Genomic DNA, 15,672 nt, shown 5'->3' on the forward strand with positions numbered 1-15,672 from the left:
ACCCCCTCGATGAGCGAACTAGATGAGCGACCGGAGCTTTCGCTTGATGTCCCTCGACGACTCGATCGAGTCGTCCTCGACCAGGCGCCGCACCATCTGCAGCACCTTGCCGTCGGCCGCGTCGGTGGCGTCGTCCTTGATGAGCTCGATGCGGCGGATGCCCTTGGCCGAGGTGGAGTGCGGGTAGAAGTGTCCGGCCGGGTGCTTGAGGCCGTCGCTGCGGTCGGCCAGCCAGACGTACGCCATCTTGAGCGCGGCGATCTGGCTCTCCCGGTTGCCGTCGCACAGTTCCTGCGTGAAGACGTAGAACGCGCGGGCGTGCCGGGACTCGTCGCGGCCGAGGAGTTTCCAGATTCCCCGGACCACGGGCTCCTTGGTCTCGGCCGCGAGGCACCGGTACAGCTCCGCGGCGCGGGCCTCGGAGATGATGTTCATCATGAGCGTGCCGGTCCGGGTGTCGCCGATCGGGTACGGCTCCCGCTTGTACAGAGCGTGCTTGGAGCGGACCTTGATGCCGATCTTGTCGAGGCAGCGGGCCTGCACCAGCGAGTGCCGTGCCTCCTCCGCGCCCCAGCTCAGCGCCCAGGAGGAGAAGCTGGTCTCCCCCTCCCACTCACGCAGGAAGTTGTGCGCGCCGGGCAGCGTGCCGAACTCGATGATGGCGGCCTCGGTGAGGAAGTCGATCTCCTCGGCGCTCATCAGCTCCGGGTTGAGGCGGTCGAGGTCGAGCTCGCGCCAGTCCCAGCGGGTGGTCTCGAACCAGTCGAAGATCTTGTTCCACGTCATGTCGAGGTAGAAGTCCGTGTACAGCGGGTCGAGGATCAGCGAGTTGTACGCCCGCAGACCTATCTCGACCGTGTCCGTGAAGCCGAAGCCGTCGAAGGCCGACGGGGCCAGGAAGTCCTCGACGTCCAGTGCCTCGGCCCAGCCGGGAACGGGCCCGCCCGCGGCTTCGCCGACGATGAACACCCGGGTCTTGGTGAACTCCGGTACACCCCGGAGTTGCCTCAACGCCGTGGGTATCGAGGTCCCACCGCCCCCGATATAGGCGACGGCCAGTTCGGTGCCGGGCTCCAGTTCGTGCAGATAGCGCTCGAAGGTGTCGGGCTGGGACCGGTCGAGGCCGATCTCTCCGAAGCGCGCCAGGGACAGTTCCTTGTCGAGAACGACTCCGGGCAGGCAGTCGACGAAGACGATGCGTTTCTTGCTCACGAGCTCGCTCATGAGGCTTCCTTTCGGTTGAGTGACCTTGGAGCCGCGGCGGGCCGCGCCGTCATACCCAGGGCGGTCACGGCGCCAAGGAGCATGAGCGCCCCGATCGCGATCCAGGCGTTGACGAAGGCCCGATGTGCCGCGTCGTAGGTGAGCGGGGTTCCGAGGATCGCGACCAGCACGCTGATCCCGAACACGCTGCCGATCTGCCGGCTCATGTTGACCACGGCACTGCCCGTGGAGAACCGCTCCTGAGGCAGGTCCGCCGTGGCCGACGCCAGGATCGTCGGGAGGGCGAGGCCGACCCCGACGCCGCCGACCAGCCAGCCGGGGAGCAACTCGGCGGCGTAATGCGGCGTCTGACCGATGCTGACCGTCAGCATCACCACGCCGACGGCGCAGATCAGACAGCCCAGGGCGGCCACCACCGCCGGCGTGAGGCGCACCGCCAGCTTTCCGGCGAGTACCGCCGCGAGGGGAACCATGAGGGGGCCCGGCGCGATGCACAGGCCGGTCCGCAGCGCGGAGTAGTGCCATACCTGCTGCATCCACAGGATCGCGGTCAGCAGGTTCGCCGCGAACGCCGCGCTGAAGGCGAGCGCCGCGAGATTGGACCAGGCGAACGCCCGTACGCGCAGCAGCGCCGGTTCGATCACCGGGGAGGGATGGCGTTTCGAGCGGAACCAGAACACCGCGATTCCGGCGACGGCGCCGGCCAGCACCGCGGACGTCAGGGGCACCGACCAGTCGTTGATCTTCACCAGGCCGAGCGCCAGCAGCCCGATCGACGCCGTCAGCAGGCCGGTCCCGGTCAGGTCCGGCAGCCGCTGCGCCGTGGCCTCCCGCGACTCCGGCAGGATCCGTACGGCCATCAGCAGGGCCAGCACTCCGATCGGGATGTTCACCAGGAAGACCCAGCGCCAGGACGCGCTGACCAGCAGGCCCCCGAAGACGGGGCCCGCCGCCGCGGCCAGCGCGGCGCTGGCCGACCAGATCCTGACCGCACCGTGCCGCTTCTCCGGCGGGAACACCGAGAGCAGCAGGCCCAGGCTGGCCGGGGTCAACGCCGCCGCGCCCACGGCCTGGAGCACCCTGAAGACGACGAGCGCCCACAGTCCCGTCGCGGTGGCACAGGCCGCGGAGGCGACGGTGAAGACCAGCAGGCCGAGCAGGAACATGCGCTTGCGGCCGACGCGGTCGGACAACCGGCCCAGCGGCACCAGGAGTGCGGCGAAGACGATCGCGTAGCCGTTGAGCACCCACGAGAGATCCGAAAGCGCGACGTTGTCGAAGTCGCGGCCGATGTCGTCGAAGGCGACGTTGACGATGAACAGATCAAGTCCGGCCATAAAGGCCGCCACCGACAGAACGGCCAGCGACAGGCCGAGCTTCCGCGGTGCGACCTCCGACGGTTCCGCCGGTGGCTCCGCAAGCGACGGCGTGGCCTCCGGTTTCGGTTTCGACTGACCAGGACCGGTCTGTGTGGACACAGTGAGCGACTCCCGTCGGGGCTCGGTGCGACCGGCGGCGACTTTCGGCCGCCCGTCACTCATCGGAGCCATCCCACGCGGTCCGTACCTTCGGCCGCAACGGCTTCCGGCCGAGGCTCTACGTACCGCCACAGGGGAGCGCCCTTGGTGGAACGGTGCGCTACTACCTAGGTAGTAGCGATACGACTCTCAGGCCAGGGTGGCCGTGAACGCCGGCAGATCGAGGGTCGTACGGATGCCTGGGGCGGACGCGCACACGGGCGGGACGGCGTTGACCGCGCGGTGGGCGGTGTAGCCGGGGGAGACCGCTGCCATTTGTTCGAGGGGGACCGCGAGGCGCATGTCGATGTCGAGCGGGGCGTCGCCCTCGACCGTCAGGTGCCAGCCTGTGGCTTTGACGTCCCATGCGGGGTCCAGGTCGGTGGTGCAGTACCAGGTGGCCACGAACCGCAGCAGCGTCTCACCGTCGCGCAGGCCGGAGACGATCGTCCGCTGGGCGGCCACGGTGCCGGCCGGCAGCGTACCGGCGGCAATCTCCGTCGGGCGGTGGGCCGTTGCCACCTCGCCGGTCGCGACGACCGAGTCGAGCGGTAGGCCCAGGGCGTCCGCGACCAGGCGCAGGGAGGGGCCGAAGCTGTCGCGCAGGTGGGACAGTCGGGCCTCGTCGGAGGCCGCCGGAGCCCGGCCGAATCCCATCACGTCGAAGAGCATGCCCGGGGAGTCGCGGCGCGACAGGTCGGCGTACTCGTGGATGGTCAGGCGGTCCAGGCGCCGTTGGATCGACGCCAGGACCAGGGGGACGGCCTCGGTGATGAAGCCGGGGCTGCTGCCCGTGCTGTGGATCGAGGTGCCGCCCCGCGCGCAGGCGGCCTCGATCCGTTCGCGTACGGCCGGGTCCATGCTCGGTGGGTGGTGGAACTCGCCGCGGGTCGTGACGACGTTCGCGCCCGACGCGAGCAGGCGGCACACCTCGTCCATGGCGCACGCGCGCGGCATATAGAGGACGCAGTCGGCGCCGAGGGCCAGGATCTCGTCCATGTCGTGGGTGGCCTTGATGCCGGTGGCGTCGAGGCCGCACAGTTCACCCGCGTCGCGGCCGGCCTTCTCCGGTGTGTGGACGTACACGCCCGCCAGGGACAGGCCGGGGTGCCCGATTACGGCCCGCAGGGAGCCGGTTCCTATGTTGCCGGTGGCCCACTGCACGACGGTGAGTGGCTTTCCTCCCATGTCCACCTCGCTGTGGGTCGATGGTGCTGCCGTCGCCGCGTCAGGACGCCGTGGGTGCTGTGCAGTATGTCGAGCCTGATGCGGTCGCGGTAGGTGAACCGCAGCTCGTCGAGCGCGAGTTCGTCAGCCACCGCCGCCACGCGGGCCGTCGCTTCCGGGAATCGTCCTGTACCACGGGTGCGTCCGGCAGTGCCGACATGGCACCGGACTCGGCGTGCCAGTCGGCGACCAGCTCGCCTTCGCGACACTGCTGGAGTCAGGCTCGTACGACCGTCATCTGCGGGCCTGTCGGCAGCGTTACCGCAACCGTCGGGGAGCCGGTCGGAGTAAGTAAGGAAGGGCCGCCCGGGGTCAACTCACGCTTGACCACGCGTCCGGCCTCGGGGCCAGCACCGCAGACACCACCTCGCCCGCCGACACCATCACGTCCGCCACGAAACGAAGCCGCCCGATGCCCAGCCGGCGCAGCGCCGAGCCATGATCGGCGGCGACGACCAGCGTGACCGCGAGCAGCAGAAACCGCCACAGAGCCATCACCGGGCGACGCGTCGGGCGGGGCAGTTCCGCCAGCGAGGCGTGCAGGCGCTCGCAGTGGAAGGGGACGTGGCGCTGCTCGTCGGACAGGATCCGTGCCGCCACCTCCGACGTGAGCGGATCGTCGGTGCCGTCACGGAGGGCCCGGTAATAACGCAGCGCCACCACCTCCGCGATCATCAGCACCAGCAGTTCCATGCGCAGGCCCATGAGACGCCGTAGCCATACGAAGACGGTGTCGCTCCAGTGACCGTTCAGCGTCGGTATGCCACCCGCGGCCAGCAGCCCGGCGAGCAGGCGGGCGTGGTTCTGTTCCTCGGCGACGAAGAGGCGGACCGCCTGCGCGTAGTCGGCGTCGCCGGCCTGGTCCGCCTTGGCGACGAGGTTGGCGCCGTCACCCTCCTCCCCGACCTGGAAGCGCTGGATGCCGGCCCACACCGCCCGATCCAGCGTCGCCCCCTGTCCCCAGTCCGGGTCCCCCTGGGCGTGCCTGCGCTCCCGCTCCTCCTCGAACCGCCGCGTCCACTTGGCGAATCCGCCGTCCGTAAGCACCCGGTCACCCCTCTCCGGGACACGACCACCGCGCCCTGGTGAGGGACGACGCCCGGAGGACACCAAAGCGTTCCACTGCGGCCTGGCCTACACTCCCCGCCAGGGGCCGGCTGTCCGGTCCCGCGTCCTCGGGCCGGATTCGAGGAGGGAGAGGCGCATGTCCTCGATCATGACGCCGAGTGACGAGAACACCGCGACGAGGCTGGAGTTCTGGCAGGACGTCGTGAGCCGGAGCTTTGTGCCCCTGGAGATCGTGCCGCGTGAAGGGCCCGAATTCCACGCGCAGTTGCGCATCGCCCGGGTCGGACCGGTCCAGGTGTCCGTCGTGACCACCCCGCCGCACACGGCTCGCACCCGGCGGCCGCTCGGGTCGGACGCGTCCGACCACGTCAAGGTCAGTCTGCAGCTGACCGGGCACTGTGTGCTCACTCAGGGAGACCACCAAGCCGAGCTGAAACCCGGCGAGTTGGCGGTCTACGACACCCGGCACCCGTACTGCCTCGACACCGACCGGCCCGGCCGCAGTCTGGCCCTGATGTTCCCCCGGACCATGCTGCGGCTGCCGGAACGCGACCTGGCGCGCGTGACGGCGATCTCGGTGTCGTGCCGCGACGGGCTTGGCACGGTGGTGCGCCCCTTCCTGTACGGACTGGCGCGTCAGGTGGACGAGTTGGAGTCGCTCGGCACGCCCCGGCTCGCCGACAACGTGGCCGACCTGGTGGGCACCCTCCTCGCGGAACACACCGGTGCCGACCGGACGACGCCGCCCTACGACGACGGCCGCCAGGTCCTCACGCAACGCATCCTCTCCTACATGGAACAGCGGCTCTCCGACCCGGAGTTGGGCCCCGACCAGATCGCGGCGGCCCATCACATCTCCCGCCGCTACCTCTACAAGCTGCTCGCCGAGCACGGGTACACCGTCTCCGGCTGGATCCGCGAGCACCGGCTCGCCCGCTGCCGGCGCGACCTCGCCGACCCGGCGCTGTCCCATCTGCCGGTCGGCGCCATCGGCAGCCGCTGGGGCTTCCCCGGCCCGGCCCACTTCAGCCACGCCTTCAAGACCGCCTACGGCATCAGTCCCCGTGAGGCCCGCACGGCGCGGTGACCGTGCTCAGCCCGGCAAGTCCCCGTGCACCGCCGTGAAAGCCCCCACGCCCACCGGGCGGCACTCTTCCGCCATGGAAGCCGCACAGAACGCTCATGACCAGAACACCTACGACCACATCGTGGTCGGCGCCGGGTCCGCCGGCTGTGTCATCGCCCGCCGACTCGTGGACGCCGGCCGCAGCGTCCTGCTGATCGAGGCCGGCGGCCCGGACACCAACCCGGCCATCCACGACCCGGGCCGCATGTGGGAACTGTGGACCTCGTCAGAGGACTACGCCTACCTCACCGAACCCCAGCAACACGCCGACGGCACAAGGGTGTTCTGGCCGAGGGGCAAGGTACTCGGCGGAACCAGCGCCATCAACGCCATGATCTACATACGCGGACACCGGTCGGACTACGACGACTGGGCCACCCGGCACGGGGCCACCGGCTGGTCGTACGACGAAGTCCTGCCGTACTTCAAACGCTCCGAGGACTTCGAGGACGGCCCCTCGCACTTCCACGGGGCGGGCGGGCCGATGCCCGTCACCCGCAACCACACGCCCAACCCGGTCTCCGTCGCCTTCGTGGAGGCCTGCGAGCAGTACGGGATCCCGCACAACGACGACTGCAACGCCGAGGAGATCCTCGGTGTGAACCTGCTCCATCTCAACATCCGTGACGGCAGGCGGGTCAGTGCCTGGAACGCCTTCGTGCAGCCCGTACTCGACAGTCCGCTGCTGACGGTGCTGACGGGCGCAGCGGTCGCCCGGGTGGTCGTCGAGGACGGAAGCGCACGCGGAGTCGAGATCATCCAGGACGGCCGGCGCACCGCCGTACCGCTGCACCGGCGACGTCGTCCTGTCCGGCGGCACCATCGGCTCCGCCCAGTTGCTGCTGCTCAGCGGGATCGGTCCGGCCGACGAGCTGCGTGCGCTCGGCATCGACGTGGTCGCCGATCTGCAGGGGGTCGGCGCCAACCTCCACGATCACGCGCTGGCCCCGGTGGTGTACGAGTCGGCCCGGCCCGTGCCGCCGGGCACGTCCAACAAGATCGAGGCCCAGTACTTCGCGAAGACCGACCCCGCGCTGGCCGCCCCCGACCTGCAGCCGGTGATGTCCCACGTGCCGCTGCCCGTCGTAGGACAGGACGTCCCGGAGGAAGGGCACGGGTACAGCGTGGCCCCGGGCACGATCCGTACGCTCAGCCGTGGGCGGTTGTGGCTGCGCTCGGCCGATCCCACCGAGGCGCCGGCCCTCGATCCTCGGTACTTCGCCGAGCCGTACGACCTCCAGGCGATGGTGACGGCGGTCAGACAGGCCCGTGAGATCGGGGAGCAGAAGGCGCTGGCCGACTGGCGGGCCCGCGAGGTCGCGCCCGGGCCGGGTGTCGTCACCGACGACGAGATCGCCTCGTACGTCAAACGCAACCTGACCAGCTACCACCACCAGGTCGGCACCTGCGCCATGGGCACCGGCCCCGAGGCGGTTGTCGACCCTCTGCTGCGGGTCCACGGCGTGCCGGGACTGCGCGTCGCGGACGCCTCCGTGATGCCGGCCGTCCCCTCCGGCAACACCCACGCACCCACCGTCATGATCGGCGAGCACTGCGCGGACTTCCTGCTGGCGGGAGGCTTCTGAGCAGATCTCCGTTGTCCGTTCGGGTCGTACCGGTCAGGATTCGAGAAGCGCCGGACCCCGGGCCGCGTCTAGCGTGGCCTGCGAGCCCTGCGAGCCCGGTGAAGGCACGGCCGCCCGACGGATGGAGAGATGATGAGCCAGGTCAGGAAGACGGACAGCCGGTCGCCCGTGCCGCACCTTGCCGACAGTCACGATCTGATCCGAGTGGTCGGTGCGCGGGAGAACAATCTCAAGGACGTCAGCATCGAGATTCCGAAGCGGCGGCTGACGGTGTTCACCGGGGTGTCCGGGTCGGGCAAGAGCTCGCTGGTGTTCGACACGATCGCCGCGGAGTCGCAGCGGCTGATCAACGAGACGTACAGCGCCTTCGTGCAGGGCTTCATGCCGAATCTGGCGCGGCCCGAGGTGGACGTACTGGACGGGCTGACGACCGTGATCAGCGTCGACCAGCAGCGGATGGGTGCCGACCCGCGTTCCACGGTCGGCACCGCCACCGACGCCAACGCGATGCTGCGGATCCTCTTCAGCCGGCTCGGCAAGCCGTACATCGGCCCGCCGAGCGCGTACTCCTTCAACACCGCCTCGGTCCGGGCGAGCGGTGCGATCACCGTCGAGCGTGGCAACAAGACCAAGGCGGAGAAGGCGACCTTCCAGCGCACCGGCGGCATGTGCACGCGCTGCGAGGGCCGCGGCAAGGTCACCGACATCGACCTCACGCAGCTCTACGACGACTCGAAGTCGCTCGCCGAGGGCGCGTTCACCATCCCGGGCTGGAAGTCGGACAGCCAGTGGACCGTGGGGCTCTACGCCCAGTCGGGCTTCCTCGACCCGAACAAGCCGATCCGCAGGTTCACCAAGAAGGAGATGCAGGACTTCCTCTACGGCGAGCCGACCAAGGTGAAGGTCAACGGCGTCAACCTCACCTATGAGGGACTGATCCCCAAGATCCAGAAGTCGTTCTTGTCCAAGGACAAGGAGGCGATGCAGCCGCACATCCGGGCGTTCGTGGAGCGGGCCGTCACCTTCACCGTCTGCCCCGAGTGCGAGGGCACCCGGCTCAGCGAGGGCGCTCGGTCCTCGAAGATCAAGAAGATCAGCATCGCCGACGCCTGTGTGATGGAGATCCGCGACCTGGCCGAGTGGGTCCGCGGGCTCGACGAGCCGTCGGTGGCGCCGCTGCTCACCAAGCTGCAGCACACCCTCGACTCGTTCACCGAGATCGGGCTCGGGTATCTCTCGCTGGACCGGCCCGCGGGCACGCTGTCGGGCGGAGAGGCGCAGCGCGTCAAGATGATCCGCCACCTCGGTTCCGCGCTCACCGACGTCACCTATGTCTTCGACGAGCCCACGATCGGGCTGCACCCCCATGACATCCAGCGGATGAACGACCTGCTGCTGCGCCTGCGGGACAAGGGCAACACCGTGCTCGTCGTGGAGCACAAGCCGGAGGCGATCGCGATCGCCGACCATGTCGTCGACCTCGGGCCCGGCGCCGGTACGGCGGGCGGCACCGTCTGTTTCGAGGGCACCCTCGACGGGCTGCGGGGGGCCGGCACCATCACCGGCCGCCATCTCGACGACCGGGCCGCGCTGAAGGAGACGGCGCGGACACCGAAGGGCGCCCTGGAGATCCGCGGCGCCACGGCGAACAACCTGCGGGGCGTCGACGTCGACATCCCGCTCGGGGTGCTGACCGTCATCACCGGCGTCGCGGGCTCCGGCAAGAGCTCGCTCGTGCACGGGTCGATCCCGGCCGCCGAGGGTGTGGTGGCGGTCGACCAGGCGCCGATCCGCGGCTCCCGGCGCAGCAACCCGGCGACGTACACCGGTCTGCTGGAGCCGATCCGCAAGGCCTTCGCCAAGGCCAACGGCGTCAAGCCCGCGCTGTTCAGCGCCAACTCCGAGGGTGCCTGCCCCACTTGCAACGGCGCCGGCGTCATCTACACCGACCTGGCGATCATGCAGAGCGTCGCCACGACCTGCGAGGACTGTGAGGGGAAGCGGTTCGACGCCTCGGTCCTGGAGTACCACCTCGGCGGCCGGGACATCAGCGAGGTGCTCGCGATGTCGGTGTCCGAGGCCGAGGAGTTCTTCGGCGCCGGCGAGGCACGTACGCCCGCCGCGCACGCCATCCTCGACCGGCTGGCCGATGTCGGGCTCGGCTATCTCACGCTCGGCCAGCCGCTGACGACGCTGTCCGGCGGCGAGCGGCAGCGGCTCAAGCTGGCGACGCACATGGCCGAGAAGGGCGGTGTCTACGTTCTCGACGAGCCGACCACAGGTTTGCACCTCGCCGATGTGGAAAATCTGCTCGGGCTGCTCGACCGGATCGTCGACTCCGGCAAGTCGGTCATCGTCATCGAGCACCACCAGGCCGTCATGGCGCACGCCGACTGGATCATCGACCTCGGCCCGGGCGCCGGTCACGACGGCGGTCTGGTCGTGTTCGAGGGCACCCCGGCCGACCTCGTCGCCGACCGCTCCACGCTCACCGGCGAGCACCTCGCGGCTTACGTCGGCGCCTGACCGAGCTTTCATTCACAGCGTTCACAGCGCGGATTCACACGCGGATTCACAACACCGGGAGAACGCAGTATTACCAGTGTGTTGCCGTAGATGGAGCCGAATCGATTCATCAGTCCGGACACCCCTCTCCGTGGCGATCTGATTACGCCACCTTGAGGGGGAGGGCGTAGGGTGGCTGTCCTATTAACTGTCAAATCCAGTACCCGAGTTGACGGTTACTCCGCGCTGCGCGCCGCGTGTCCGAGTTGGCTGATCGAAGGGACTCCGATGCCCGAATCCCCGACCTATGCAGTGCCGGGTTCGGCACGGAACAGGCATGCCAGACCCCCTGCTCAGGACGGACAGCCGGATCCGGCCACCCAGTCCGGCACGGTTCGCCTCGCCGTTCTGCCCGCGGTACTCATGGCGGTGCTCTCCGCCGCGCTGATCGTCTTCGTACTGCTCAGCCAGGAGGGTAGCGCCGACGCGGTCACCTGGGGAGTGCTGGTCGGCGGCGCCGTTCTCGGCTGTGGCGTGCTCGCCTGGGCCGTGCGGGCCGGCCGCGCCGAGGCCAAGGGGGTGGCACGGCAGCTCTCGGCGCCGCGCCGCGCTCTCGCCGAGGGCCAGTCCGATCTCCAGGACATGCTGCAGCGGCTGGAGCGGGGTGAGCCGGTGGAGCAGCTTCCGTTCGCCCCCCAGGCGCCGCCGCAGACAGACCCGTACAGCCGTCTCGCGCACGAGATCAGGGTCGGGATGTGGCAGGCCCGGTCGGTCCTGGCGCAGTCCGCGCAGATTCCCCGCAGTGTCGTGCCGGACAGCGAGGAGCGGGTCGAGGTCTTCGTCAACCTCGCCCGGCGACTGCAGTCGCTCGTGCACCGCGCGATCAACATGCTCGACCAGTTGGAGAACGAGGTCGAGGACCCGGAGCTGCTCAAGGGCCTCTTCCACGTCGACCACCTGGCCACCCGCATCCGCCGCCACGCGGAGAACGTCGCCGTGCTCGGCGGCTCGGTCTCCCGCCGCCAGTGGACCCGCCCGGTGACCCTGACCGAGGTGCTGCGTTCCTCGATCGCCGAGGTCGAGCACTATTCCCGGGTCAAGCTGGTGCCGCCGATCGAGGGCACGCTGCGCGGCCACGCCGTCGCCGACGTCATCCACCTGCTGGCCGAACTCGTCGAGAACGCCACGATGTTCTCCGAGCCGCACACCCAAGTCCTGCTGCGCGCCCAGCGGGTGACCGCCGGTCTGGCCATCGAGGTCGAGGACCGCGGTCTGGGCATGCCCCTCCAGGAGCAGGCGCGCATCAACACCCTGCTCGCCGAGCCGGACCACATCGACCTGAGCAAGCTGCTCGCCGACGGCCGTATCGGCCTGTACGTGGTGTCCGCGCTGGCCCGCCGCCACGGCATCGCGGTCCGGCTGCAGACCAACATCTACGGCGGCATCCAGGCGGTGCTGATCATCCCGCGCGGGCTGCTCGGCGACGCGTCCGACGAGGCGCCCCGCGAAATGCCCAGGCCGCCGCAGGCCGCCGCGCACCACCACGCGCAGGCCGTGCAGGCGTCTCCCACCCGCCAGGCGATGCCCCCGCAGCAGATGCGGCAGCCGCTGCCGCCGGCCCAGGCCGCGGCGGCCAGGCCCGCACCGCAGCAGCACGCGCCCCAGCACACGCAGCACCCTCAGCAGCAGACGCGGAGCGCCTCGGCGCCGCCGGCCTACGACCGCGGGTCGGCGCACATGGACGCCCGTGACGGGCGGCCCCGGCTGCCCCAGCGCAACGCTCAGGAGCACCTGGTACCGGAGCTCCGCAACGGTCCCGCCCCCCGCAGGCCCGACGACCAGGAGGTCGAGCACGATCCGGGACTGATGGCCATGTTCCGGCGCGGAGTCAGCCTCGCCGACAACGAAGCCGACGAGCCTCCCGCCGACACCCCCCGTTGACCACAGGCTCCGTTTAGCAGCAAGGAGAAGAACGCCACCGTGAGCGACATGTATGCCGGCCAGCAGCAGAACCTGGACTGGCTTCTGGCCGGACTCGTGCAGAGGGTCCCCTACACCCGCAGCGCCCTGCTGCTGTCCTCCGACGGACTGGCGAAGGCACACGACGGGTTCGAGACATCGACCGAGGCGGAACACCTGGCGGCCCTGGCCTCCGGGCTCCACTCGCTGGCCCGCAGCGCGGGCATGCAGTTCGCCCATGGCGCGGACGTACGACAGGTGGTGGTCGAGCTGGACACCGCCCTGCTGTTCGTGTGCGCGGCGGGCTCGGGTGCCTGTCTGGCCGTCCTGGCCGAGCGGGACGCGGACGCGGCCGTGCTCGGCTACGAGATGGCCATGCTGGTCAAGAGCGTGCGCCCGTACCTCGCCACCCCGGCCCGGCAGCAGCCGTCCGGTGCGGCGGACGCCGGGCGTTGAGGATGACGGACGCCGAGGACGGGTCGTGGCTCGATGACGAGGCCGGGCGGTTAGTACGCCCGTACACCGTCAGCAACGGGCGCACCCGTCCCTCGGCGCACTTCGACCTGCTCACCCTGGTGATGGCCACCGGCACCCGGCCGCAGACCTACCTCGGCCCCGACTACGACCAGGTCCTGGCCCTGTGCGGCGCGCCCGTCTCGGTCGCCGAGGTGGCCGCGCATCTTCGCCTGCCGGCCGTCATCACGAAAGTTCTGCTGTCCGACCTCGTGACGCACCAGGCGCTCACCACGCGCGCGCCGCGTCCGATCGAGGCAGCCTCCCCGACCGATCGAAACCTTCTGGAGGCGGTGCTGCATGGACTTCGCCAGCGGCTCTGACCCCTTTCCCACCGCTCTGAAGATCCTCATCGCGGGAGGCTTCGGGGTCGGCAAGACCACGTTCGTGGGAGCGGTCAGCGAGATCGAACCGCTCAGCACCGAGGAGCTGCTGACCCAGGTCAGCGCCCGCACGGACAGCCTGGTCGGCGTCGAGGAGAAGACGACCACCACCGTGGCGATGGACTTCGGCCGTATGTCCCTGGACAAGGACCACGTCCTGTACCTGTTCGGCACGCCCGGGCAGGAACGGTTCTGGTTCATGTGGGACGAACTGTCCAACGGTGCGCTGGGCGCGGTGGTCCTCGCGGACACCCGCAGGCTGGACCACTGCTTCGCCGCCGTCGACTTCTTCGAGCGGCGCGGCATCGGCTTCATCGTGGCCGTCAACGAGTTCGACAACGGCTACCGCTACGAGTCCGAGGAGATTCGCGCGGCCCTCGACCTCAAGCCCGACGTCCCCGTCGTGATGTGCGACGCACGGCAGTGCAACTCCGGGACCCGCGTCCTGATCGCACTCGTACAGCATCTGCTCGCCTCGACTCCCGGCACACCGCCCGCGGAACTCAACCCGCTGCGCTGAGGCACCCCCAGCGCGGCCGAATGGAGCCTGCATGTCAGCCCCGGTTCCCTACACCCCCCCGTCGACGTTTGACCCGACCAGCCATCTGCTGCTGACCCCCGAGGACCGGGACGCGCCCGCCCGGGTGGCCCGGCTGCGCGAACTCGGCATCGGGGACACCCCGATCCCGGAGTTCGACGAGTTCGCGCGCAACCTGGCGAACGTCACCGGCGCGCCCTTCTCGATGGTCAACTTCATCGACGAGAACCGTCAGTACTTCGCCGGCCTCTACGCCGCCGGCCGCCCCGGCGTCGCACTGGACGCGGCGCCGCAGGAGACCCAGCAGGTCGGCCGCACGATGACCCGTGACCAGGGCTACTGCCCGCACGTCGTCGTGCGCAAGAAGGCGCTGGTCCTGGAGGACGTCTGCGACTACCCCCGGTTCGCCGGCAACCGCGTCGTGGACGAGATCGGCATCCGCTCCTACATGGGCGCGCCGCTGATCGACTGGAAGACGGGCATGGCGCTGGGCACGATCTGCGTGGTCGACACGGACACCCACCCGTGGGGACGGGACGGCCTGGCGGTCATCAAGTCGCTGGCCCAGCAGCTGGTCGACCGGATCCACACCATGGAGGAGCAGGGCGGGATCTGAGGCGGGCACGGGCGGTCGTACGACCCTGTAGCCGGACTACGACCCTGCAGCAGCCGGACATGGATGTGGGAGCCGCGGGCACAGCGCCGTGTCCGTGGCTCCCCGTTGTGCGTGGTGCGTGTCGCGGGGGTCAGCCCGCGTGGCCTGCCGTCTCCAGCTGCTCGTCCCGGGTCCGCGGCACGCGGGTCCGTACGAGGTCGGACAGGCGCTCCGACCACTGGCCCTTGGAGGCGCCGAGGGCGACCTCACCCAGCCGCAGCAGCTGGATGTCGGAGGTGCCGGCCGGCGCGTAGATGTGGTGGGCGTCGCGCAGATAACGCTCCACCGGGCGGTCGGTGAACAGGCCGCTCGCCGCGTGCATCTCCATGGCCTCGCGGGCGGAGTCGACGGCGGACTCGTGGTTGAGGTACTTGGCGTTCATCAGTTCCGCGTCGCACGGCAGCCCCTGATCGAGCAGGTGTACGGCGTGATAGGCGGCCAACCTTGCGGTCATCAGCCGGGACTTCATCCTGCCCAGCTTGAGCTTGATGCTGTTGAGGGCGCCGAGCGGCGCACCGTAGCGCTCACGCTCGATGCACAGGGCGGTCGTCTCCTCCAGGACGGCCTGGTGGATGCCGAGGGAGACGGCGGTGAGGTTGGGCCGGCCGTAGAGGATGCTCGACGAGTACGCGACGGCCAGGCCCTGGCCCTCCGCGCCCAGCCGATTCCCCACCGGTATACGGCAGTTGTCGAAGATGAGCTTGCCGAAGCTGAAGCCGTGCAGGCCCATCGCGGTCTGCTGCTCGGCGAGTGAGAAGCCGGGGCGGTCCGCCTCGACGAGGAAGGCCGACAGGCCCTTCGCTCCCTCGCCGGTCCGCACGACCACGCCGTGCACGTCGCCGACGTGGCTGTTGCCGACGAAGACCTTGTGGCCGTTGAGGACGTACTCGTCGCCGTCGCGGACGGCGGTGCTGCTCATCCCCAGGACATGGCCGCCGGACTCCGTCTCGGTGACCGCGATCGTCGGCAGGCAGTCGCCCGCCGCGATACGCGGCAGCCAGGTGCGCTTCTGCTCCTCGTCGCCGAAGTGGTTGATCTTGGCGACGCCGAGCTGGGAGGCCTGCACCATGGCTCCCATGGCTCCGCTGACGCGGGCGAGTTCCTCGATGATGATGGTCTTGGCCAGGTGCCCGGCCGCCATACCGCCGTACACCTTGTCGATGGTCACGCCGATCCAGCCCTGGCGGGCGATGAGCCGGGACAGCTCGTGTGCCACCGTGCGCGATGTCTCCATCTCCGCTATCCGGGGGCGTACTTCCCTCTCGGCGAACTCGTGCACCCTACTTCGCAGGTCCTCGTGCCACCCGCTGGTGAAATAGCGCTCCACAACCCCTCCTGCACGCTGACTCCGGTTCCGTTCGGATCCGGAGG

13 protein-coding genes and 1 pseudogene are annotated in these 15,672 nt (G+C 69.7%); 9 read left to right on the forward strand and 5 right to left on the reverse strand.

Annotated elements, in window-relative coordinates:
- Window positions 1-18: 18 nt before the first annotated feature.
- The 4 genes from AC5DRG_RS25800 to AC5DRG_RS25815 all read right to left on the reverse strand — a co-directional run bounded on the left by AC5DRG_RS25800 (window position 19) and on the right by AC5DRG_RS25815 (window position 5,015).
- Window positions 19-1,224 (reverse strand): ferritin-like domain-containing protein, encoded by a 1,206-nt coding sequence (locus tag AC5DRG_RS25800; RefSeq protein ID WP_491801802.1) that lies wholly within the window; start codon window positions 1,222-1,224, stop codon window positions 19-21.
- Entirely contained in the window at window positions 1,221-2,702 is a 1,482-nt protein-coding gene (locus tag AC5DRG_RS25805) for an MFS transporter (RefSeq protein ID WP_491801803.1), read from the reverse strand. The genes AC5DRG_RS25800 and AC5DRG_RS25805 overlap by 4 nt, the downstream gene beginning before the upstream one ends.
- A 189-nt stretch (window positions 2,703-2,891) precedes the next feature.
- On the reverse strand, window positions 2,892-3,929 hold the full coding sequence (locus AC5DRG_RS25810; protein WP_491801804.1) for an NAD(P)H-dependent amine dehydrogenase family protein: 1,038 nt from the start codon (window positions 3,927-3,929) through the stop codon (window positions 2,892-2,894).
- Window positions 3,930-4,280: 351 nt separating this feature from the next.
- On the reverse strand, window positions 4,281-5,015 hold the full coding sequence (locus AC5DRG_RS25815; RefSeq protein ID WP_491801805.1) for a ferritin-like domain-containing protein: 735 nt from the start codon (window positions 5,013-5,015) through the stop codon (window positions 4,281-4,283).
- A gap of 157 nt (window positions 5,016-5,172) precedes the next feature.
- Between AC5DRG_RS25815 and AC5DRG_RS25820 the strand changes: the two genes are divergently transcribed.
- The 9 genes and pseudogenes from AC5DRG_RS25820 (at window position 5,173) to AC5DRG_RS25860 (ending at window position 14,262) form a co-directional block, all read left to right on the forward strand.
- Window positions 5,173-6,123 carry an AraC-like ligand-binding domain-containing protein gene (locus AC5DRG_RS25820; protein WP_491801806.1) on the forward strand — a complete coding sequence of 317 codons (951 nt, stop codon included), beginning with the start codon at window positions 5,173-5,175 and terminating at the stop codon, window positions 6,121-6,123.
- Between the two features lie 73 nt (window positions 6,124-6,196).
- A pseudogene (locus AC5DRG_RS25825) lies at window positions 6,197-6,877 on the forward strand (GMC family oxidoreductase); the annotation flags it as partial.
- Window positions 6,878-6,998: 121 nt separating this feature from the next.
- Window positions 6,999-7,748, forward strand: coding sequence for a GMC family oxidoreductase (locus tag AC5DRG_RS25830; RefSeq protein WP_491801807.1), 750 nt, complete (start codon window positions 6,999-7,001; stop codon window positions 7,746-7,748).
- Between the two features lie 132 nt (window positions 7,749-7,880).
- Window positions 7,881-10,274 carry an ATP-binding cassette domain-containing protein gene (locus tag AC5DRG_RS25835; RefSeq protein ID WP_491801808.1) on the forward strand — a complete coding sequence of 798 codons (2,394 nt, stop codon included), beginning with the start codon at window positions 7,881-7,883 and terminating at the stop codon, window positions 10,272-10,274.
- Window positions 10,275-10,541: 267 nt separating this feature from the next.
- Window positions 10,542-12,194, forward strand: a complete 1,653-nt coding sequence (locus tag AC5DRG_RS25840) for a sensor histidine kinase (RefSeq protein ID WP_491801809.1) — start codon at window positions 10,542-10,544, stop codon at window positions 12,192-12,194.
- Window positions 12,195-12,242: 48 nt separating this feature from the next.
- A complete protein-coding gene (locus tag AC5DRG_RS25845) occupies window positions 12,243-12,668 on the forward strand; it encodes a roadblock/LC7 domain-containing protein (RefSeq protein WP_491813154.1) in 426 nt (141 codons plus the stop codon).
- Window positions 12,669-12,670: 2 nt separating this feature from the next.
- The gene (locus tag AC5DRG_RS25850; RefSeq protein ID WP_491801810.1) at window positions 12,671-13,048 is read left to right on the forward strand and encodes a DUF742 domain-containing protein; all 378 of its coding nucleotides are present in this window, start codon (window positions 12,671-12,673) and stop codon (window positions 13,046-13,048) included.
- Window positions 13,026-13,628, forward strand: coding sequence for a GTP-binding protein (locus AC5DRG_RS25855; RefSeq protein WP_491801811.1), 603 nt, complete (start codon window positions 13,026-13,028; stop codon window positions 13,626-13,628). Before AC5DRG_RS25850 ends, AC5DRG_RS25855 begins: the two co-directional genes overlap by 23 nt.
- 31 nt (window positions 13,629-13,659) lie before the next feature.
- Window positions 13,660-14,262 (forward strand): GAF domain-containing protein, encoded by a 603-nt coding sequence (locus AC5DRG_RS25860; protein ID WP_491801812.1) that lies wholly within the window; start codon window positions 13,660-13,662, stop codon window positions 14,260-14,262.
- A gap of 130 nt (window positions 14,263-14,392) precedes the next feature.
- Here AC5DRG_RS25860 and AC5DRG_RS25865 read toward each other — a convergent pair whose 3' ends face one another.
- Complete coding sequence (locus tag AC5DRG_RS25865) at window positions 14,393-15,628, reverse strand: acyl-CoA dehydrogenase family protein (protein ID WP_491801813.1); 1,236 nt, start codon at window positions 15,626-15,628, stop codon at window positions 14,393-14,395.
- Window positions 15,629-15,672: the final 44 nt, after the last annotated feature.

It is taken from the genome of Streptomyces sp. JLBG701, from assembly GCF_058544905.1.